17 protein-coding genes are annotated in these 19,571 nt (G+C 70.1%); 13 read left to right on the top strand and 4 right to left on the bottom strand.

Annotation, left to right across the window (positions count from 1 at the left end; all coding sequences use genetic code 11):
- Window positions 1-33: 33 nt before the first annotated feature.
- Window positions 34-435, top strand: coding sequence for a hypothetical protein (locus tag M3147_RS02720; RefSeq protein WP_251201923.1), 402 nt, complete (start codon window positions 34-36; stop codon window positions 433-435).
- Here M3147_RS02720 and M3147_RS02725 read toward each other — a convergent pair.
- Window positions 374-1,138 carry a CPBP family glutamic-type intramembrane protease gene (locus M3147_RS02725; RefSeq protein ID WP_251201924.1) on the bottom strand — a complete coding sequence of 255 codons (765 nt, stop codon included), beginning with the start codon at window positions 1,136-1,138 and terminating at the stop codon, window positions 374-376. The genes M3147_RS02720 and M3147_RS02725 overlap by 62 nt on opposite strands.
- Window positions 1,139-1,345: 207 nt before the next feature.
- Here M3147_RS02725 and M3147_RS02730 point away from each other — a divergent pair, with 207 nt between their 5' ends.
- The 6 genes from M3147_RS02730 to M3147_RS02755 all read left to right on the top strand — a co-directional run bounded on the left by M3147_RS02730 (window position 1,346) and on the right by M3147_RS02755 (window position 9,877).
- Window positions 1,346-2,971, top strand: coding sequence for a peptide ABC transporter substrate-binding protein (locus tag M3147_RS02730; RefSeq protein ID WP_251201925.1), 1,626 nt, complete (start codon window positions 1,346-1,348; stop codon window positions 2,969-2,971).
- A 182-nt stretch (window positions 2,972-3,153) separates the two neighbouring features.
- Window positions 3,154-4,083 carry an ABC transporter permease gene (locus M3147_RS02735; protein WP_251201926.1) on the top strand — a complete coding sequence of 310 codons (930 nt, stop codon included), beginning with the start codon at window positions 3,154-3,156 and terminating at the stop codon, window positions 4,081-4,083.
- Complete coding sequence (locus tag M3147_RS02740; protein ID WP_230766214.1) at window positions 4,073-5,026, top strand: ABC transporter permease; 954 nt, start codon at window positions 4,073-4,075, stop codon at window positions 5,024-5,026. The genes M3147_RS02735 and M3147_RS02740 overlap by 11 nt, the downstream gene beginning before the upstream one ends.
- Complete coding sequence (locus M3147_RS02745) at window positions 5,023-6,801, top strand: dipeptide ABC transporter ATP-binding protein (protein WP_251201927.1); 1,779 nt, start codon at window positions 5,023-5,025, stop codon at window positions 6,799-6,801. Before M3147_RS02740 ends, M3147_RS02745 begins: the two co-directional genes overlap by 4 nt.
- Window positions 6,802-6,960: 159 nt before the next feature.
- Window positions 6,961-8,865, top strand: coding sequence for a translational GTPase TypA (gene typA / locus M3147_RS02750; RefSeq protein ID WP_251201928.1), 1,905 nt, complete (start codon window positions 6,961-6,963; stop codon window positions 8,863-8,865).
- Between the two features lie 337 nt (window positions 8,866-9,202).
- Window positions 9,203-9,877, top strand: coding sequence for a M23 family metallopeptidase (locus M3147_RS02755; RefSeq protein WP_251201929.1), 675 nt, complete (start codon window positions 9,203-9,205; stop codon window positions 9,875-9,877).
- 55 nt (window positions 9,878-9,932) lie between these two features.
- On the opposite strand, the gene M3147_RS02760 is transcribed toward M3147_RS02755, so the two are convergent.
- Entirely contained in the window at window positions 9,933-10,757 is an 825-nt protein-coding gene (locus M3147_RS02760; protein WP_251201930.1) for an enoyl-CoA hydratase/isomerase family protein, read from the bottom strand.
- Between the two features lie 87 nt (window positions 10,758-10,844).
- On the opposite strand from M3147_RS02760, the gene M3147_RS02765 reads away from it, so the two are divergent.
- From M3147_RS02765 to M3147_RS02785, 5 genes are all read left to right on the top strand, one after another.
- Window positions 10,845-11,294: a hypothetical protein gene (locus M3147_RS02765; RefSeq protein WP_251201931.1), complete on the top strand. Its 450-nt coding sequence runs from the start codon at window positions 10,845-10,847 to the stop codon at window positions 11,292-11,294.
- Window positions 11,291-11,731 carry a hypothetical protein gene (locus M3147_RS02770; protein ID WP_251201932.1) on the top strand — a complete coding sequence of 147 codons (441 nt, stop codon included), beginning with the start codon at window positions 11,291-11,293 and terminating at the stop codon, window positions 11,729-11,731. Before M3147_RS02765 ends, M3147_RS02770 begins: the two co-directional genes overlap by 4 nt.
- A gap of 48 nt (window positions 11,732-11,779) precedes the next feature.
- Window positions 11,780-12,100, top strand: a complete 321-nt coding sequence (gene fdxA / locus M3147_RS02775) for a ferredoxin (protein WP_251201933.1) — start codon at window positions 11,780-11,782, stop codon at window positions 12,098-12,100.
- Between the two features lie 2 nt (window positions 12,101-12,102).
- A complete protein-coding gene (gene dapC / locus M3147_RS02780; RefSeq protein WP_251201934.1) occupies window positions 12,103-13,206 on the top strand; it encodes a succinyldiaminopimelate transaminase in 1,104 nt (367 codons plus the stop codon).
- Window positions 13,207-13,352: 146 nt separating this feature from the next.
- Window positions 13,353-14,684 (top strand): citrate synthase, encoded by a 1,332-nt coding sequence (locus tag M3147_RS02785; protein WP_251201935.1) that lies wholly within the window; start codon window positions 13,353-13,355, stop codon window positions 14,682-14,684.
- A gap of 79 nt (window positions 14,685-14,763) precedes the next feature.
- Here M3147_RS02785 and M3147_RS02790 read toward each other — a convergent pair whose 3' ends face one another.
- Complete coding sequence (locus tag M3147_RS02790; RefSeq protein WP_439954177.1) at window positions 14,764-17,331, bottom strand: penicillin acylase family protein; 2,568 nt, start codon at window positions 17,329-17,331, stop codon at window positions 14,764-14,766.
- A gap of 93 nt (window positions 17,332-17,424) precedes the next feature.
- On the bottom strand, window positions 17,425-18,387 hold the full coding sequence (gene dapD, locus M3147_RS02795; protein ID WP_251201937.1) for a 2,3,4,5-tetrahydropyridine-2,6-dicarboxylate N-succinyltransferase: 963 nt from the start codon (window positions 18,385-18,387) through the stop codon (window positions 17,425-17,427).
- 83 nt (window positions 18,388-18,470) lie between these two features.
- Here dapD and dapE point away from each other — a divergent pair, with 83 nt between their 5' ends.
- Window positions 18,471-19,571: a succinyl-diaminopimelate desuccinylase gene (dapE, locus tag M3147_RS02800; protein ID WP_251201938.1), complete on the top strand. Its 1,101-nt coding sequence runs from the start codon at window positions 18,471-18,473 to the stop codon at window positions 19,569-19,571.

Genomic DNA, 19,571 nt, shown 5'->3' on the forward strand with positions numbered 1-19,571 from the left:
ATCATTCACACGTGGAGGTGTCGGATGCTCCCCATGGACGCCCTGCTCGGGGCCGGATTCATCCTCTTCGTCGTGGGCCTCGCGGTCGCGACGAGCGATCGCTTCGGGCTGGACACCCGCGCCGGCCTCCTCGAGCGCCGCGATCCCGTGGCCGCGAACGCCATGCGGCGTGCGCAGGCGGTCCTGGAGCTGCGCGGCGGCTACGGCGACGAATGCGTCGGCGCGGTGTGCACGCCGAGCCGGAGGAGCTGGATCGACGGGGCCCGGGTGCGCGGCTCGGACACCGACCCGCGGGTCGAGGTCGCGGAGGAGCAGCTGCCGCCGATGCCGGCGACCGTGGTCGCCCTCGCGACGGCGACGCACGTGCCCGGCGTCAGGCGCCCGGCGCCGCGAACAGTCCCGGCCACCACGCGAGCGCCAGCGGGTACCCGATGAAGGCCGCCATGTCGAGCACCCAGTGCGCGATCACGAGCGGCATCGTGCGTCCCCAGCGCACATAGCACCAGCCGAAGACGATGCCCATCGCGACGTTGCCCGCGAACGGGCCGAAGCCCTGATAGAGGTGGTAGCTGCCCCGCAGCAGCGCGCTCGAGACGATCGTCGCCCAGGGGCCGACGCCGAGCTCCCGCAGCCGGGTGAAGAGGTAGCCGACGACGATGATCTCCTCGGTGAGCGCCGCCTTCATCGCCGCGAGCACGAGGATCGGCACCGTCCACCAGTGGGTGTCGAGCGGGGCCGGCACCACCGCCACGGTGATGCCCAGCGCGCGGCCGGCGGCGTAGAGCGCGAGCCCCGGGATGCCGATCGCCGCGACGAGCGCGAGCCCGGAGACGACGTCGTGGCCGGGGCGGGTGAGGTCGAAGCCGATCCGGCGGAACGGGCTGCGTCCCGGGCGCCAGAGCAGGTAGAGGGCGAGCGCGACGACGAACAGTCCGAAGAACACGTCGAGGAACTGATAGGTGAAGTCGAGCCACTCGCGGCTCGATCGGGACTGATTGATCGCCGCCGACTGCTCGGCGAGCGGGGTCGTGTCGGTGACCCGCGCGACGATCGAGACGATCGAGTAGACGGCCGATGCGCCGAGCGAGAGACCGAGCACGATCGCGAGCTCGACTCGCATACGACGGGCGGCTGACATGCGATCATCTTCGCATGGCGTCACTGGGCGCAAGATTCCTGCGCTTTCGCGTCGGAAAGTGGCGTCGCACGAGTCGTCAGGTTTCGCGTCGGTAACGGTTTGGCCGTGGAGTTTGCTTCGTGTGGGAGGACTCCTTAGCCTCGACATACCAGCGCTCGGGCGCGGCCAGAAGCCCTGCCTGCATGCGCACATCTCACAGGAGGAACATTGAAGATCAAGAGAATCGGCGTTGCCGCCATTGCTCTTGCTGCAGCCGGGGCGCTCACGCTCACCGGTTGCACGAGCGGCTCGCCGTCGTCGAGCGGTGCTGCCGGCGACACGTCGGCCATCATCACGACCAACGGCTCCGAGCCCCAGAACCCGCTGATCCCGACCAACACCAACGAGGTCGGCGGCGGAAAGATCCTCGACGCGATCTTCGCGGGCCTCGTGTACTACGACGCCAAGGGCGCCGTGCACAACGATGTCGCGGAGTCCATCGAGTCCGACGACGCGCAGAACTACACCATCAAGATCAAGCCGGACCTGAAGTTCACGAACGGCGACCCGGTGAACGCCGAGTCGTTCGTGAAGGCGTGGAACTACGGTGCCGCGCTCGACAACGCGCAGCTCTCCAGCTACTTCTTCGGTGACATCGAGGGCTTCTCGCTCGACGAGAACCGCCCCGAGCTCTCGGGCCTCAAGGTCGTCGACGACCTGACCTTCACGGTCGCGCTCGTGCAGCCCGAGTCGGACTTCCCGCTCAGCCTCGGCTACTCGGCGTTCTACCCGCTCCCCGAGTCGGCGTGGGACGACCTCGAGGCCTTCGGTGAGAACCCGATCGGCAACGGCCCGTACATGCTCGACGGCGAGGGTGCCTGGAAGCACAACGAGGACATCAGCCTCGTCACGAACCCCGACTACGACGGTCCGCGCAAGGCGCAGAACGGCGGGCTCGACATCATCTTCTACGCCTCGCAGGACGCCTCGTACGCCGACCTGCAGGGCGGCAACGTCGATGTCGTCGACCAGATCCCGGAGGCGGCGCTCAGCAGCTACGCCGACGAGTTCCCGGACCGCTCGGTCAACCAGGCCGCCGCGATCTTCCAGTCCTTCACCATCCCCGCGCGCCTGCCGCACTTCGCGGGCGAGGAAGGCCAGCTCCGTCGCGCCGCCATCTCGATGGCGATCAACCGCGAGGAGATCACCGACGTGATCTTCGAGGGCACCCGCACCCCGGCGCACGACTTCACCTCGCCCGTCATCGACGGCTACTCGGAGGACGTGCCCGGCTCTGAGGTGCTCGAGTTCAACCCGGAGAAGGCGAAGGAGCTGTGGGCACAGGCCGACGCCATCTCCCCGTGGAGCGGCGCCTTCCAGATCGCCTACAACGCCGACGGTGGCCACCAGGGCTGGGTCGACGCCGTGTCGAACCAGCTGAAGAACAACCTCGGCATCGACGCGTCGGGCAACCCGTACCCGACCTTCGCCGAGGCGCGCACCGAGATCACCAACCGCACCATCCAGACCGCGTTCCGCAGCGGTTGGCAGGCCGACTACCCGGCGCTGTTCAACTTCCTCGGGCCGCTGTACGGCACGGGTGCCGGTTCGAACGACGGTGACTACTCGAACCCCGAGGTCGACGCGCTCCTCAAGGAGGGTCGTGCCGAGACCGACATCGACGCCGCGAACGAGAAGTTCCAGCAGGTCCAGGAGATCCTGTTCAAGGACCTCCCCGCGGTTCCGCTGTGGTACTCGAACGTCAACGGCGCGTGGAACGACACCGTGGACAACGTGGAGTTCGGCTGGAACTCGGTTCCGCTGTACTACCAGATCACCAAGGCTGCGGAGTAGTTCCCAGCCTGCGACGACTCAGGGTTAGACTCTGAGGCGCCCGTGGGGCGGCGGTCATCAGACCGCCGCCCCACACCCACGTGTCCCGCGGTCTCGCGAACGGCGTAGCATCGTAGGGCGACTCCACAACGGTGAGGTTTCTTCCAATAATGTCCACAACCGCAGAAGCCGAGGCCTGATCCATGGCCGGCTACATCCTGCGCCGACTGCTGCAGGCGATCCCTGTCTTGCTCGGCACCACCTTCCTGATCTACTTCATGGTCTTCGCCATGCCGGGCGACCCCGTCGTCGCCCTGTTCGGTGACAAGACCCCGCCCCCCCAGGTGCTCGAGGCGGTGCGCGAGCGCTACAACCTCGACAAGCCGTTCATCGTCCAGTACCTGCTGTTCCTCGGCGGCATCTTCCGCGGTGACTTCGGGGTCTCCTTCTCGGGCGAGCCGGTCTCCGACATCCTGGCCCGCACCTTCCCGGTGACGCTGCAGCTCGCGGCGATCGCCACGGTGTTCCTCGCCGTCGGCGGCATCCTCATCGGCCTCATCTCGGGCCTGCGCAAGGGTGGCATCTTCGACGCGAGCGCGCTCGTGGTGAGCCTCATCCTCATCTCGCTGCCGATCTTCGTCGTCGCCTTCACCGCGCAGTACATCTTCGGCGTCCAGCTCGGCTGGTTCCGGACGACCGTGGGGTCCGGAGCGCCGATCCAAGACCTGATATTGCCGGCAATGGTGCTGGCCACAGGAAGCTTCGCGCAGATCGTCCGACTGACGAGGGCGTCGGTCATCGAGACGGACGGTCAGGACTTCGTTCGCACCGCCGCGAGCAAGGGCCTGTCCCGGCGACGCATCGTCCCCGTGCACATCCTGCGCAACTCGCTCATCCCGGTCGTGACCTACATCGCCGTGGACTTCGGCGTGCTCATGGTGGGCGCCACCGTGACCGAGGGCATCTTCAACGTGCCCGGCGTCGGTCGCACCCTCTACCAGGCGATCATCCGCGGGGAGGGACCGACCGTCGTCTCCTTCGTGACCGTCATGGTGCTGATCTACCTCATCGTGAACCTCCTGGTGGATCTGCTGTACGCCGTTCTCGACCCGAGGATCCGCTATGTCAAGTAACACCCGATCCACCCAGCAGCACTACGTCGCCCCGGTCGAGGAGACCCCGCTCGTCGCCATCGACGCCGTGAAGGCCGAGGGCAAGCCCTCGAACCTCTGGCGAGACGCCTGGGCCGACGTGCGCCGCCGCCCGATGTTCTGGATCTCGGCGGCGATCATCCTGCTCGTCGTCGTGGTCGCCCTGTTCCCGGGTCTGTTCACCCAGGTGCCGCCGAACAACGACTGCCAGCTGTCCAACAGCAACGCCGGTCCCGCGCCGGGCCACCCGCTCGGCTTCACCAAGCAGGGCTGCGACATCTACTCGCGCATCATCCACGGCACCTCGACCTCGCTCTCGGTCGGCCTCATCGTGACGGTGCTCGTGGCGGTGCTCGGCATCCTGTTCGGCGCCTTCGCCGGGTTCTACGGCGGCTGGGTCGACTCGGTGCTCTCCCGTCTCGGTGACATCTTCTTCTCGATCCCCTACATCCTCGCGGCCGTCGTCGTCATGTCGGTGCTCTCGAAGTACGCGAGCATCTGGACGATCGCCTTGGCGATCGGCATCTTCGCGTGGCCAGCGACAGCGCGTGTGTTGAGAGCCGAGATCCTGAGGGTGAAGAACTCCGACTTCGTGATGGCGGCCACCGCCCTCGGCGTCTCCCGGTTCCGCATCCTGCTCCGGCACGTGCTGCCGAACTCGATCGCCCCGGTGATCGTGATCACGACCATCTCGCTCGCCTCGGCGATCGTCGCGGAGGCGACCCTGTCGTTCCTCGGCGTCGGCCTGCCGTCGAGCATCATGTCGTGGGGCAACGACATCAGCCAGGCGCAGCGGGACCTCCGCACCGCGCCGCAGACGCTGATCCTCCCGTCGATCGCGCTGAGCGTGACCGTGCTGAGCTTCATCATGCTCGGCGAGGTCGTCCGCGACGCGCTCGACCCGAAGGCGAGGGCTCGTCGATGACCGAGATCGAGACCGAGAAGACGATCGGAACCCCCGTGCCCGAAACCCGTACCGACGACGAGCGCCCCCTGCTCGAGATCAAGGATCTCAAGGTCGGTTTCAAGACGCAGACCGGCATGGTTACGGCCGTCGACGGCGTCGACATCACCCTCTATCGCGGGCAGAGCCTCGCGATCGTGGGGGAGTCGGGCTCCGGCAAGTCGACGACCGCGCACGCGATCATCAACCTGCTGCCCGGCTCCGGCCAGATCGCCAGCGGTCAGATCCTGCTCGACGGGCAGGACCTGACCAAGGCGAGCAAGCACGAGATGGAGTCCATCCGCGGCCGCAAGGTCGGCTTCGTCCCGCAGGACCCGATGTCGAACCTGAACCCGGTCTGGTCGATCGGCTTCCAGGTCGAAGAGGCGATCCGTGCGAACGGCATCGCGAGTGAGCGCAAGGCCGTCAAGGCCCGCGCGATCGAGGTGCTGAAGGAGGCGGGCCTGCAGGACGCCGACCGTCGCCTGAAGCAGTTCCCGCACCAGTTCTCCGGCGGCATGCGCCAGCGCGTGCTCATCGGCATGGGCCTCGCGGCGAACCCGCAGCTGCTCATCGCCGACGAGCCCACCTCGGCGCTCGACGTCACGGTGCAGCGGGTCATCCTCGACCACCTCGAGTCGCTCACCCGCGAGCTCGGCACCACGCTGCTGTTCATCACGCATGACCTGGGTCTCGCCGCCGAGCGCGCCGAGCAGCTCGTCGTGATGTACAAGGGCCGGGTGGTCGAGTCGGGCCCGTCGCTGCAGATCCTGCAGAACCCGCAGCACCCGTACACGCAGCGCCTCGTCGCCGCGGCGCCGAGCCTCGCCTCGCGCCGCATCCAGGCCACGGGCAGCATCAAGGCCGCCGAGGACTCGATGGGCGAGGATGCCGCGGCCGCCGCAGGCGAGGCGATCGACCTGATCGCGACCGCCGAGGCGCGGGCGGAGGCGCTCGAGACCGCTGCGGCGCAGCCGCCGGCGATCGTCGTGGAAGACCTGACGAAGGTCTACAAGATCCGCGGCACGGGCGACTTCACCGCGGTCGACAGCGTGTCGTTCCAGATCGCGAGGGGCACCACCACGGCGCTCGTCGGTGAGTCGGGATCGGGCAAGTCGACCGTCGCGAAGATGCTGCTGAAGCTCGAGGACTCGACCTCCGGTCGCATCCTCGTCGGCGGCGCGGACCTCGCGAACGTGCGCGGCAAGGAGCTCTTCGCGCTCCGCAGCCGCATGCAGCCGGTCTTCCAGGACCCGTACGGTTCGCTGAACCCGCTCCGCAACATCGGCAACACGATCGGCGAGCCGCTGATGACCCACAAGGTGGGCACCAAGGCGTCGCGTCGCGAGCGCGTGTTCGAGCTGCTCGACCAGGTCTCGCTGCCGCGCACCCTCGTCGGCCGCTACCCGAACGAGCTCTCCGGCGGCCAGCGTCAGCGCATCGCCATCGCGCGGGCGCTCGCGCTGAAGCCCGAGATCGTCGTGCTCGACGAGGCCGTCTCGGCCCTCGACGTGCTCGTGCAGGCCCAGATCCTGCGCCTGCTCGCCGATCTGCAGGCCGAGCTCGGGCTCACGTACCTCTTCATCACGCACGACCTCGCGGTCGTGCGCGTCATCGCTGACAACGTCTGCGTGATGCAGAAGGGGCGCATCGTCGAGGCCGCGACCACCGACGAGGTGTTCGAGAACCCGCAGCAGCAGTACACGAAGGACCTGCTCGCCGCGATCCCGGGGGCGAACATCCCGCTCGGCGTCTGATCCGACCGTCAGGAGGCCCGGTCCGCACACGCGGACCGGGCCTCCTGCGTCCGCCCGCCGGGTCGGCCCGGGAACCCGGTGCCGGAGCGTTCTCCACAGTGCGATACGATGTCAGGCGGCCGAGTCCGGCCGATCATCCACCGACAGGAGCCTTCCTTCATGGCGCTCGCCCACCGCACCGATCTGCGCAACGTCGCGATCGTCGCCCACGTCGACCACGGCAAGACGACGCTCGTCGATGCCATGCTCAAGCAGACGAACTCCTTCGCGGAGCACGCGCACGTCGACGATCGCGCCATGGACTCGAACGAGCTCGAGCGTGAGAAGGGCATCACGATCCTCGCCAAGAACACGGCGGTGGAGTACAAGGGCGCGCACGCGAAGGACGGCCCGGTCACGATCAACGTGATCGACACCCCCGGCCACGCCGACTTCGGCGGCGAGGTCGAGCGCGGCCTGTCGATGGTCGACGGCGTCGTGCTGCTCGTCGACTCGTCCGAGGGGCCGCTGCCGCAGACCCGCTTCGTGCTGCGCAAGGCGCTCGAGGCCCGGCTGCCGGTCATCCTCCTCGTGAACAAGACCGACCGACCCGACGCGCGCATCGCCGAGGTCGAGGAGGAGAGCCACGACCTGCTGCTCGGCCTCGCGAGCGACCTCGCCGACGACGTGCCCGACCTCGACGTCGACGCGCTGCTCGATGTGCCGGTCGTCTACGCCTCCGGGAAGGCGGGCCGCGCCTCGCGCAACCGCCCCGCGAACGGCGAGCTGCCCGACAACGGTGACCTCGAGCCGCTGTTCGAGGCCATCCTCGAGCACGTGCCCGCCCCGAGCTACGACGATGAGGCGCCGCTGCAGGCCTGGGTCACGAACCTCGACTCCTCGCCGTTCCTCGGCCGCCTCGCGCTGCTGCGCGTCTTCAACGGTCGCATCAAGAAGGGCCAGACGGTCGCCTGGGTGCGTCACGACGGCAGCCACTCGAACGTGCGCGTCACCGAGCTGCTGAAGACGAAGGCCCTCGAGCGGTTCCCCGCCGAGGACGCCGGTCCCGGCGACATCATCGCCGTCGCCGGCATCGAGGAGATCACGATCGGCGAGACGCTCGCCGACCCGGAGGACGTGCGGCCGCTCCCGGCGATCCACGTGGACGACCCGGCGATCTCGATGACGATCGGCACGAACACCTCGCCCATCGTCGGCAAGGTGAAGGGGCACAAGCTCACCGCTCGCATGGTGAAGGACCGGCTCGACCGGGAGCTCATCGGCAACGTCTCGCTGAAGGTCGTCGACATCGGCCGCCCGGATGCCTGGGAGGTGCAGGGCCGCGGCGAGCTCGCCCTGGCGATCCTCGTCGAGCAGATGCGCCGCGAGGGCTTCGAGCTCACGGTCGGCAAGCCGCAGGTGGTCACGAAGCAGATCGACGGCAAGCTGCACGAGCCGTTCGAGCACCTGACGATCGACGCCCCCGAGGAGTACCTCGGCGCGATCACCCAGCTCCTGGCCGCCCGCAAGGGGCGGATGGACAACATGTCCAACCACGGCACCGGCTGGGTCCGCATGGAGTTCATCGTGCCGAGCCGCGGTCTGATCGGCTTCCGCACGGAGTTCCTCACCATCACGCGCGGCACCGGCATCGCGAACGCGATCTCCCACGGCTACGAGCCGTGGGCGGGCACGATCACGACGCGCAACAACGGCTCCATCGTGGCCGACCGCGCCGGTGTGGTCACGCCGTTCGCGATCATCGCGCTGCAGGAGCGCATGTCGTTCTTCGTGAACCCGACCGAGGAGGTCTACGAGGGCATGGTCATCGGCGAGAACTCGCGCGCCGACGACATGGACGTGAACATCACGAAGGAGAAGAAGCTCACGAACATGCGTTCGTCGACGGCCGACACCTTCGAGTCGATGACGCCGTCCCGCCAGCTGACGCTGGAGGAGTGCCTCGAGTTCGCCCGTGAGGACGAGTGCGTCGAGGTGACGCCCGAGAAGGTGCGCATCCGCAAGGTCGAGCTCGACGCGACGGCCCGCGCTCGCGCGACCTCGCGCCTGAAGAAGCAGGGCTGATCCGGGATTCCACCGATCTTGTTCGGATGCCGCGGGCTTCGGCCCGCGGCATCCGTCGTTTCCGGGGCGGCGCGCGTGCTGCCGTGGCTCGGGTAGTCGATTCGGGATGCCTGGCCGGGGTCATCCCCAGGATTCATGCATTTGGATGAAGCTCCCAGGGAAACCCGCGTACGGTAGCCGAGGTCCTTCGATAAAGATTCGATAACGAACGCATGAACCCGATACGAAACGCATGACGAATTCCCCCGCATCCCGAGGCCGCCGCGCGGCCGCCCGCCCGGCCCGACGCCGCCGTTCCAGCCCCCCGCCCGCTAGGCGCGCCCTCGCGACCCTCGGCATGACGTTCGCCGGTGGCATGATCCTCGCCACGAGCCTGCCCGCGCTCGCGGTCACCGCGACCTCCACCGAGCCGACCGCCTCCGTCTACGCACCCGTCGTCGACGTGCTCGCGCCGAAGCCCCAGGAGCTCACGGTCGGCAGCGACGTCGTCGCGGCCGGTGTGGCGGTCGACGAGTTTACGGCCGTCGCCGCACCGCCGCCGATCGCTGCTTCGGTCGCGGGCCTCGGCACGGTCGAGATCCAGCGCACCGACGCGATCGTGTGGCCGGTCACCAACCCCGGCCGCATCAGCGACGGCTTCGGGCCGCGGTCCGCGCCCTGCGCCGGGTGCTCGACGTTCCACAAGGGCGTCGACTTCATCCCTGGCGTCGGGACGCCGGTGATGTCGATCGCCGACGGCGTCGTGGTCACCGCCACCGAGAACGGCGGCGGCCTCGGGGTGAACGTCGAGGTGCAGCACAACATCGACGGCGAGCTGCTGACCAGCTCCTACTCGCACATGCAGTTCGGCTCGCTCCAGGTCTCGGTGGGCGACTCGGTCGTCGCCGGCCAGCAGCTCGGCAGCATCGGCTCGACCGGTCAGTCGACCGGCCCCCACCTGCACCTCGAGATGTACGGCACCGACGACGCGCGCTTCGACGGGATGGCCTGGCTGAGCGCTCGGCTCGGCTGACCACCCGCTCGCCCCGCTGCCCGACCCGCGGCCGCCTCGGCGGCGGCCGAGCGACTCAGCGGCCCGTGAAGGCCGGGTCGCGCTTCTCGAGGAAAGCGGCGACGCCCTCGCGCATGTCCTCGGTGCGGAAAGCGTCCCGGAACCCCTCGATCTCGAGCAGCGTCGCGGTGGCGGTCGGCGTTCCGGCCGCGCCGACGAGCACGCGCTTCGCGAGCGCGACGGCCGTGGCGGCATTCGCGCCGATCAGCCCGATCGTCTCGCGGGCGCCGGCGAGGAGCGCCTCGCGGTCGTCGAAGCGCCGCGTCACGAGGCCGAGTCGAGCAGCCTCGTCGACCCCCATCTGGCGCCCGGTGTAGATGAGCTCCTTCGCGAGCGCCGGGCCGACGGCGCGGGGGAGCCGCACCGTGCCGCCGAAGCCGGGGATGAGCCCGAGGTGCACCTCGGGCTGGCCGAAGCGCGAGGCCTCGGTCGCGTAGATGAAGTCGCAGGCGAGGGCGAGCTCGAGCCCGCCGCCGAGCGCGTAGCCGTCGACGCAGGCGATGACGGGCAGTGGCAGCGCCTCGATCGCCGCGGCCACCGCATGCCCCCGCTCCGCCGTCTGCGCGCCTTCGTCGGGGGTGAGCCCGGCCATCGCCGAGATGTCCGCGCCCGCGACGAACGCCCGCCCGCCCGCCCCGAGGAGCAGGACCCCGGCGAGCTCGCCCGGATCGGCGGCGAGCTCGGCGACGAGCTCGGCGAGGCCGTCGAGGACCTCGGGGGACAGCGCATTCAACGCCTTCGGCCGGTCGACGGTGATGGTCGCGACGCGGCCGTCGCGCTCGAGGCGCACCACCGGTGCGGCCGTTCCATCGCTTCGCTCGACGTCGTCGTTGCTCGTCATGCCCGCGCCTCCCATTCGCCCCGGCCGGGGCCTCCCGCCTCACGCTACGCCATGTCCGCCGAGGGCGGTCGGCGGTAGACTCGCCGCATGTCCGTCGCGCATCCTCGTCTCCGTCTCGGCGTACTCGCCGCCACCGCCGTCTTCGCGGCGACCGCGCTCACCGGCTGTTTCGCGAACCCGGTCGAAGACCTCGTGAACCAGGGCATCGAGGGCGCCGTCGAAGAGGCCACCGGCGGCGACGTCTCGCTCGGCGGCGAGCTGCCCGCCGATTTCCCCGACGACGTGCCGCTCGTCGACGGCGAGATCGTCTTCGCCGCGGGGACCGCGGGCGAGGGGTGGCTCGTCACCATGACCTCGTCGTCCGCCGACCCCGTGGCCGACGCCGTCGCCGCGCTCGAGGCTGCGGGCTTCGCGCCCGACACCACGCTCTCCGGGGCCGACGCCGGCGCTGCCGTCTACGCGAACGCGACGTACCTCGTGCTCGTCGCGGGCGATGGTGAGAACGTGGCCTACACGGTCACGGCGAAGCCCCAGTGAACGACCACGCGGCGCAGTCCTCGGTCTGGAGCCGGGTCGGCGGACTGCTGCTCGCCGGGCTGATCGGCGTGGTCTACGGTGCCGTCGCGACGATCGGCCACCGCCAGAGCATCGAGCTCGGCGGGGTCTCGATCCCGTGGGGGCTCGTCGCCGGCCTCCTCGGCGTCGCGGCGCTGCTGCTCGGCATCCGCCTGGTGGCCGGTGGCCGCTGGGCCGCGGCCGCCGCAGCGGTCGGCGTCATCGCGATCGTCGCGCTGCTGTCCCTGCCCGGCCCCGGTGGCTCGGTGCTCATCGCGAGCGGCCTCGTCGGCACCGCCTGGTCGATCGGGCCGGCGCTCGTCGCCGTGCTCGTGGTCGCGTGGCCCTCGTTGCCGCAGCGGCGACGGCCGCTCGCAGCGGTTCCCGCGTCGTCCGGTGACGCGTCCCCGGCGCCGTGACCGAGGAGCCCGCTCTAGACTGAAGCGACCGCTTCGAAGGGACGAGCCGTGACGTATGTGATCGCGCTGCCGTGCGTGGATCTGAAAGACCGCGCCTGCATCGACGAGTGCCCGGTGGACTGCATCTACGAGGGTGAGCGATCGCTGTACATCCACCCCGACGAGTGCGTCGACTGCGGTGCGTGTGAGCCGGTGTGCCCGGTCGAGGCGATCTACTACGAAGACGACCTCCCCGACGAATGGGCCGACTACTACAAGGCCAACGTCGAGTTCTTCGACGAGATCGGCTCGCCCGGCGGCGCCGCCAAGGTCGGCGTCATCGCCTACGACCACCCGATCGTCGCGGCCCTGCCTCCGCAGGTGCACTGAGCATGGTGCGCGGCGAGCTGCCCGACTACCCCTGGGACCTCATGGCGCCGTACCGCGAGACGGCGGCAGCACATCCCGACGGTCTCGTCGACCTGTCGATCGGCTCGCCCGTCGACGCGACGCCTGCGGTCGTGCGCGAGGCGCTCGCCGGAGCGACCGACGCGCACGCGTACCCGACCACGGTCGGCACCGACGCGCTCCGTTCCGAGATCGTGCGCTGGTTCGCGGGGCGCCGCGGGGTCACCGGGCTCACCGAGGCGAACGTGCTGCCGACGATCGGGTCCAAGGAGCTGGTCGCGCTCCTGCCGTTCCTCCTCGGCCTCGGCGAGGGTGACGTGGTGGTGCACCCGCGAGCGGCCTACCCGAGCTACGAGATGGGCGCCGTGCTCGTGGGGGCGACGGCGATGGCCGCCGACGATCCCGCCGAGTGGCCGGCCGAGACGAAGCTCATCTGGCTGAACAGCCCCGGCAACCCCGACGGTCGCGTCCTCGGTCTCGACGAGCTGCGGGCCGCCCGAGCCCGCGCCCACGAGCTCGGCGCCGTCATCGTGAGCGACGAGTGCTACGCGGAGCTCGGCTGGGAGGGGGAGTGGGCGAAGACGCCCGTGCCCTCGCTGCTCGACCCGCGCGTGATCGGTGACGACCGGCGCAACACGCTCGCCATCTACTCGCTGTCCAAGCAGTCCAACATGGCCGGGTACCGGGCGGCGTTCGTGGCGGGCTGCCGCGGGGTCGTCTCGCGCATCACGACCGTCCGCAAGCACGCCGGCCTGATGGTGCCGTACCCGCTGCAGCAGGCCATGGTCGCCGCGCTCCGCGACGAACGTCACGTGGCCGAGCAGAAGGCGCGCTACCGAGCCCGGCGCGACCAGCTGAAGCCGGCGCTCGAGGCGGCCGGGTTCCGCATCGATCACAGCGAGGCGGGGCTCTACCTGTGGGCGACCGAAGGGCGCGACGCCTGGGAGAGCATCGAGCGGCTCGCGGGCCTCGGGATCCTCGGCGGGCCCGGGCACTTCTACGGGGTGCACTATCCGCAGCACGTCCGGCTCTCGCTGACCGCGAGTGACGAGCGGATCACTGCGGCATCCGCTCGTCTGCGCGGCTGACGCGCTGATCCACACCCGATTGTCGGCATTCTCCAAGGATCCGGCGATGCTTTGGCGGGTGCGACAGTGTGCTCCGGGCGCGTCTAGGCTGTACTCGGGCAGCGGCCGCCAACCGGGCTGCGCTCTTGAAGGCAGGTGACCGCACCATGACGATCACAGGAGGCGCCGTGACCGACGTCGTGAACTCCGCGGCCGGGCAGAACCCCGCGACCGCGACCCTGAACTACCCGGGCGGCACCGCCGAATTCCCGATCACCCCCGCCGTGCAGGGCAATGCCAGCATCGACCTGTCGACACTCACCCGGCAGACCGGGCTCACCGGGCTCGACTACGGCTTCGTGAACACGGCCTCCACCCGGTCCGAGATCACGTACATCGACGGCGAGCAGGGCATCCTCCGCTACCGCGGGTACCCGATCGAGCAGCTCGCCGAGCACTCGACGTACCTCGAGGTCGCCTGGCTGCTCATCTACGGCGAACTGCCGACGGCCGACCAGCTGGCCGACTTCGACGACAAGGTCCGCCGCCACACCCTGCTGCACGAAGACCTGAAGCGCTTCTTCTCGGCGCTGCCGCACACGGCGCACCCGATGTCGGTGCTCTCGAGCGCCGTCGCCGCACTGTCGACGTACTACGAGGGCTCGTCCGACCCGCACGACCCCGACCACGTCGAGGTCACCACGCTGCGCCTCCTCGCGAAGCTCCCGGTCATCGCCGCCTACGCGCACAAGAAGAGCGTCGGTCAGGCGTTCCTCTACCCCGACAACTCGCTGAACTTCGTCGAGAACTTCCTGCGCCTGAACTTCGGCAACATGGCCGAGCCGTACGTGCTCGAGCCCACGCTCGTGCGCGCGCTCGACCGCCTGCTCATCCTGCACGAGGACCACGAGCAGAACGCCTCGACGTCCACGGTGCGCCTCGTCGGCTCGACGGGCGCGAACCTCTACTCGTCGATCTCGGCCGGCATCCAGGCCCTCTCGGGTCCGTTGCACGGCGGCGCGAACGAGGCGGTGCTGCAGATGCTCGCCCGCATCCAGGACTCCGGCGAGGGCGTCGCGAAGTTCGTCGAGCGCGTGAAGCGCAAGGAAGACGGCGTGAAGCTCATGGGCTTCGGGCACCGCGTCTACAAGAACTACGACCCGCGCGCGAAGATCGTCAAGGAGTCGGCCGACGCCGTGCTCGAGAGCCTCGGGGTGAACGACCCCCTGCTCGACATCGCGAAGGAGCTCGAGCAGTTCGCGCTGCAGGACGACTACTTCAAGGAGCGCCGGCTCTACCCGAACGTCGACTTCTACACGGGTGTCATCTACAAGGCGATGGGCTTCCCGACGCGCATGTTCACCGTGCTCTTCGCGATCGGCCGACTGCCCGGCTGGATCGCGCACTGGCGCGAGATGAACCTCGACCCGCAGACGAAGATCGGCCGCCCGCAGCAGCTGTACACGGGGGCGCCGGAGCGTCGCTACCCGGGCGCCTGAGGGCTTCGGCCCAAGGAGCCTGCTCGATCGAACGCCGGCCGCGTCACGCGTGCCGGCGTTCGGCGTCTCTCCGCTCGGTTCAGCCCGCGGGACGCAGCGTCAGCTCGGCGACGGATGCCTCGGCGACCGCCTCCGGCGAGTACGCCCAGGGGCGCTGTTCGCCGCGCTGCCAGAGCGGCGCCTGATCGTCGTAGTTGCGGTGGAACGCGTGGCCGGAGGCGCCGGTGAGGTTCACCCAGGTCGAGCGGTCGAAGTCGGACAGGTCGACGACCATGCGCATCGAGGGCACCCAGTCGACGCCGTAGCCGAGCGAGGCATCCCAGCCGATCGCGTTCACGATCGCCGAGCCGCCGCCGAGCCGGTACGGTCCCCGATTGAAGAGCCACTCGATCGGCGCGATACCCGATTCGCCGAAGCTCTGGTTCGTGAGGGTCAGTGTGTGCAGTTCGCCCCAGCGCCAGTGCTTCGGATCGGACCCGAGCAGACTGCGCGACTCCGACCACGCACGCTCGAGCGCGTCCGCGATCATCTCGTCACGGCCGGTGACGCCGCGCTGCTCGTCGGTCCACCAGTGCGACTCGGGCTCGCTGAGCAGGGTGCCGACGACGCTGAACCAGCGGTCGCCTCCGACGGGGCGGGTCCCCTCGGGCAGCCCGCCGAACATCTCGTCGAGCAGCGTGCGCCAGAACACGGCGAAGTAGGCGGCCTGGCCGCTGTCGGCGTCGGCGCGCCCGTCCCACCCCGCGAGGTACTCGGCGCCGGACTTCGCGTCGCCCGTGAGCTCGAGTGCGGAGATGAGCGGCAGGAATGCCTCGGCGTTCGCGTCGCGGGTGTCGAGCTGGATGTCGGCGAGCTCCTCGGCGCTCAGCTTCGCCCCGCCCTCCAGGGCCTCGGCGAGGCGTCGCTCGATCCCGTCGGCGCGGTAGCCGAGATCCCAGTCGGCGGTGAGGAACGGTCCGTCGGCGGTGACGGCGTTGTTCGCGGTGACGATGACGCCGCGCTCCGGGTTCAGGAGCGAGGGGAGCTGTTCGAAGGGGATGGTGCCGGTCCAGCGGTTCGCGCTCGTCCAGCCCGGCAGTGGGACCGTGCCGTCGCCGACGCTGCGGATCGGGATGTCGCCCGGCGCCTGGTAGCCGATGTTGCCGTCGACGTCCGCGTAGACGAGGTTCTGGCTCGGCACGTCGAACAGCGAGGCGGCCGTGCGGAAGTCGTCCCAGTTCTGCGCGCGGTTCAGCGCGAAGATCGCCTGCGGCGTGGTTCCCGGGGTGAGCGCGGTCCAGGCGAGCGAGAGCTCGAGGGAGCCCTCGCCCGCATCGGCCTCGTCGGCGGCCGCGGCGATGCGCTCGAAGCTGTCGCCGATGCCCGTGACGAGCGGGCCGCGCCCGGTCGCACGGACCGTGAGCGTGACCGGATCGCCGCCGGCGACCTCGATCGTCTCCTCGCGCAGCTGCAGTGGACGGCGCACCCCGTCGAGCTCGTACTCGTCCCCGTCGACGCGCTCGAGGAACAGGTCGGCGACATCGGGCCCGAGGTTCGTGAACCCCCAGGAGATGCGGTCGTTGTGGCCGATGACGACACCCGGCAGGCCGGAGAAGGTGTAGCCGGCGACGTCGTACGCGCAGCGCTCGGACCGTTCGGCGCAGCGCAATCCCATCTGGTACCAGATCGACGGCATCGCGGGGCCGAGGTGCGGGTCGTTCGCGAGCAGCGGCAGGCCCGACTCGGTGTGCGCGCCCGAGACCACCCAGGAGTTGGAGCCGAGGTCGCCGCCGGCCGGGCCGAAGAGCTGAGGCAGCTCGTCGAGTGCGGCGCGGAGCGCTCGGAGCGAGGCGGCGGCGTCCGCGGGGCTGGCAGAGGCATCCGCGTCGCCGTCGTCGATCGGCGAGACGTCCTCGCTCGCGGCGGGCGCCGCTGTGGCGGGCGGTCCGTCGAGAATGGTCGGCATCGAGCCGAAGGGGTAGCCGGGGTGCAGGCGGGCGACTTCCTCCGCCGGGAGCTCCGTGGCGAGGAGGGCACGGTCGATCTCGTCCTCGAGGTTGCTGCGCAGGTCCCAGGCCATCGCCTTGAGCCAGGCGATCGAGTCGACGGCCGTCCACGGCTCGGGGGAGTAGCCGGGGTTCTGCAGCCCGAGCACGGCGTACTCGAGCGAGAGCTCCGCGCCGCTGCGCTCGGCGAGGTACGCGTTCACCCCCTCGGCGTACGCGTCGTAGATCGCGCGAGTGGCCTCGTCGAGCAGCTCGTACTCCTGCTCGGCGACGCCGCGCCAGTTCAAGGTGCGGATGAAGGCGTCAGTCGGCACCTGCGAGGCCCCGAAGAGCTCGGCGAGGCGACCGGCCGTGACATGACGGCGGAAGTCCATCTCCCAGAAGCGATCCTGCGCGTGCACGTAGCCCTGGGCGAGGAAGAGGTCGCGATCGCTCGACGCGACGACGGTCGGGATGCCGGCGTCATCGCGTTCCACCGTGACCTCGGCCTCGAGCCCGGGGATCTCGATGGTGCCGCTCGTCTGGGGGAATGAGCGCTGCACCGTCCACCAGCCGAAGCCCCAGCCGGCTCCGGCGAGGACGAGCACCGTGACGAGCACGCCGACGAGGAACTTCAGCAGACCCGACCGACGGGTCCGCGGTGCATCCGTGCCCAATGCCACTCCCTCGTGACGTGCATGACGGCGGCCGCCACGCGGCGGCCTGGGCACTCACTGTACCGGAAGCCGGCTTTCCCGAATCGGGCGGGGTCGCGGTCAGGCGTGCAGCGCCTCGTTCAGCACGACGCCGCTGCCCGAACGGGACAGCACCTCGACCCGGCCGTTCAGCGAGTTGCGCCGGAAGAGCAGCCCGGGCCGGCCCGAGAGCTCGAGCGCCTTCACGGCGCGCTCCTCGCCCTCGCCCACGATGGCGACCTTCGTACCGGCCGTCACGTAGAGCCCGGCCTCGACGACGGAGTCGTCGCCGATCGAGATGCCGATGCCGGAGTTCGCCCCGAGGAGCGCGCGCTCGCCGATCTCGACGCGCTGCGTTCCGCCGCCCGACAGTGTGCCCATGATCGAGGCGCCGCCGCCGATGTCGCTGCCGTCGCCCACGACGACGCCCTGGGAGATGCGCCCCTCGACCATGGAGGAGCCCAGCGTGCCGGCGTTGAAGTTCACGAAGCCCTCGTGCATCACGGTCGTGCCGGGCGCGAGGTGCGCGCCGAGGCGCACTCGGGAGGCGTCGGCGATGCGCACCCGGTCAGGCGTGACGTAATCGAGCAGACGCGGGAACTTGTCGACGCCAGTGGCGTGGATGCCGTGCCGTTGCAGCACCGGCCGCAGGCGGTCGAAGTCGGCGGGGTGCACGGGGCCCGCGTTCGTCCAGACCACCGTGGGCAGGTGTCCGAAGACGCCGTCGAGGTTCAGGCCGTTCGGCCGCACCAGCAGGTGCGACAGCAGGTGCAGGCGGAGGTAGGCGTCGGCCGTGCCGGTCGGCGCCGAGTCGAGCTCGATCTCGACGGTGACGGCCTCGATGGTGACGGCGCGTCGCTCGTCGGCCCCGGTGAGCGCCTCGATCTCCGCGGGCAGGATCCAGCGTTCGCGGCCGGTCGGGATGGCGCCGAGCGCGGGGCTCGGGAACCAGGTGTCGAGCACGGTGCCGTCGGCGGCGATCGTGGCGAGCCCGTCGCCCCAGGCGCGGCGGTCGGAGGCGGGAGCGGCGGCGTTCTCGGACATGCCTTCCAGCGTATCGATCGCCGCAGCGATGTGACGCCCCGGGGCGGCCCGGGGCCCCGGCGGCTCCCCAATAGACTCGTGGGATGCCGGATGCAGCCGCTCTCCCCACCCTCGACCTCGCTGCGGACGTCGTGACGATCACGCGGTCGATCTGCGACATCCCGAGCGTCTCGGGTGACGAGGGCCCGCTGGCGGACCGGGTCGTGCAGGCCCTCAGGGGCGCCGCCCACCTCGAGATCATCCGTGACGGCGACGCCGTCGTCGCGCGCACGAACCTCGGTCGAGCCCGCCGCGTCGTCATCGCCGGCCACCTCGACACCGTGCCGATCAACGGCAACGTCCCGACCCGGTTCGAGACCGACGACGACGGCACCGAGTTCCTCTGGGGGCGGGGGACCGTCGACATGAAGGCCGGGGTCGCCGTGCAGCTGAAGCTCGCCGCCGAGCTCGCCGCGCCCGCCGTCGACGTGACCTGGGTCTGGTACGACCACGAGGAGGTCTCGGCGGCGCTGAACGGCCTGGGGCGCATCGCCCGCACCGCGCCGGAGCTGCTCGCAGGTGACTTCGCGATCCTCGGGGAGCCCTCGAACGGGCAGGTCGAGGGTGGCTGCAACGGCACGCTCCGCGCCGAAGTGCGCACGAACGGCGTGCGGGCCCACTCGGCCAGGAGCTGGGTCGGCGAGAACGCGATCCACAAACTCGCCCCGGCGCTCGCGAAGCTCGCCGCCTACGAGGCGGAGACGGTCGAGGTCGACGGTCTCGCCTACCGCGAGGGGCTGAACGCGGTCATCGTCCGGGGCGGCATCGCGGGCAACGTCATCCCGGACGAGGCGGTGCTCGAGGTGAACTACCGCTTCGCGCCGTCGAAGTCCGCCGCGGAGGCCGCCGCGTTCGTCACCGACTTCTTCGCCGGTTACGAGGTCGCGGTGGTCGACGCCGCCGACGGCGCACGCCCCGGCCTGGACGACCCGCTCGCGCTCGAGTTCGTGCGCGCCGTCGGCGCGGAGGCGCGCCCGAAATACGGCTGGACGGATGTCGCCCGCTTCAGCGCCATGGGCGTGCCGGCGGTGAACTTCGGCCCCGGCGACCCGTTGAAGGCGCACGCCGACGACGAACGGGTCGCGGTGCAGCAGATCGTCGACTGCGAGCGGGCGCTGCGCGCCTGGCTCACCGCTGCCGGCTGA

The sequence above is a fragment of the Agromyces mediolanus genome (genome assembly GCF_023715325.1).
Lineage (GTDB): Bacteria > Actinomycetota > Actinomycetes > Actinomycetales > Microbacteriaceae > Agromyces > Agromyces mediolanus_A.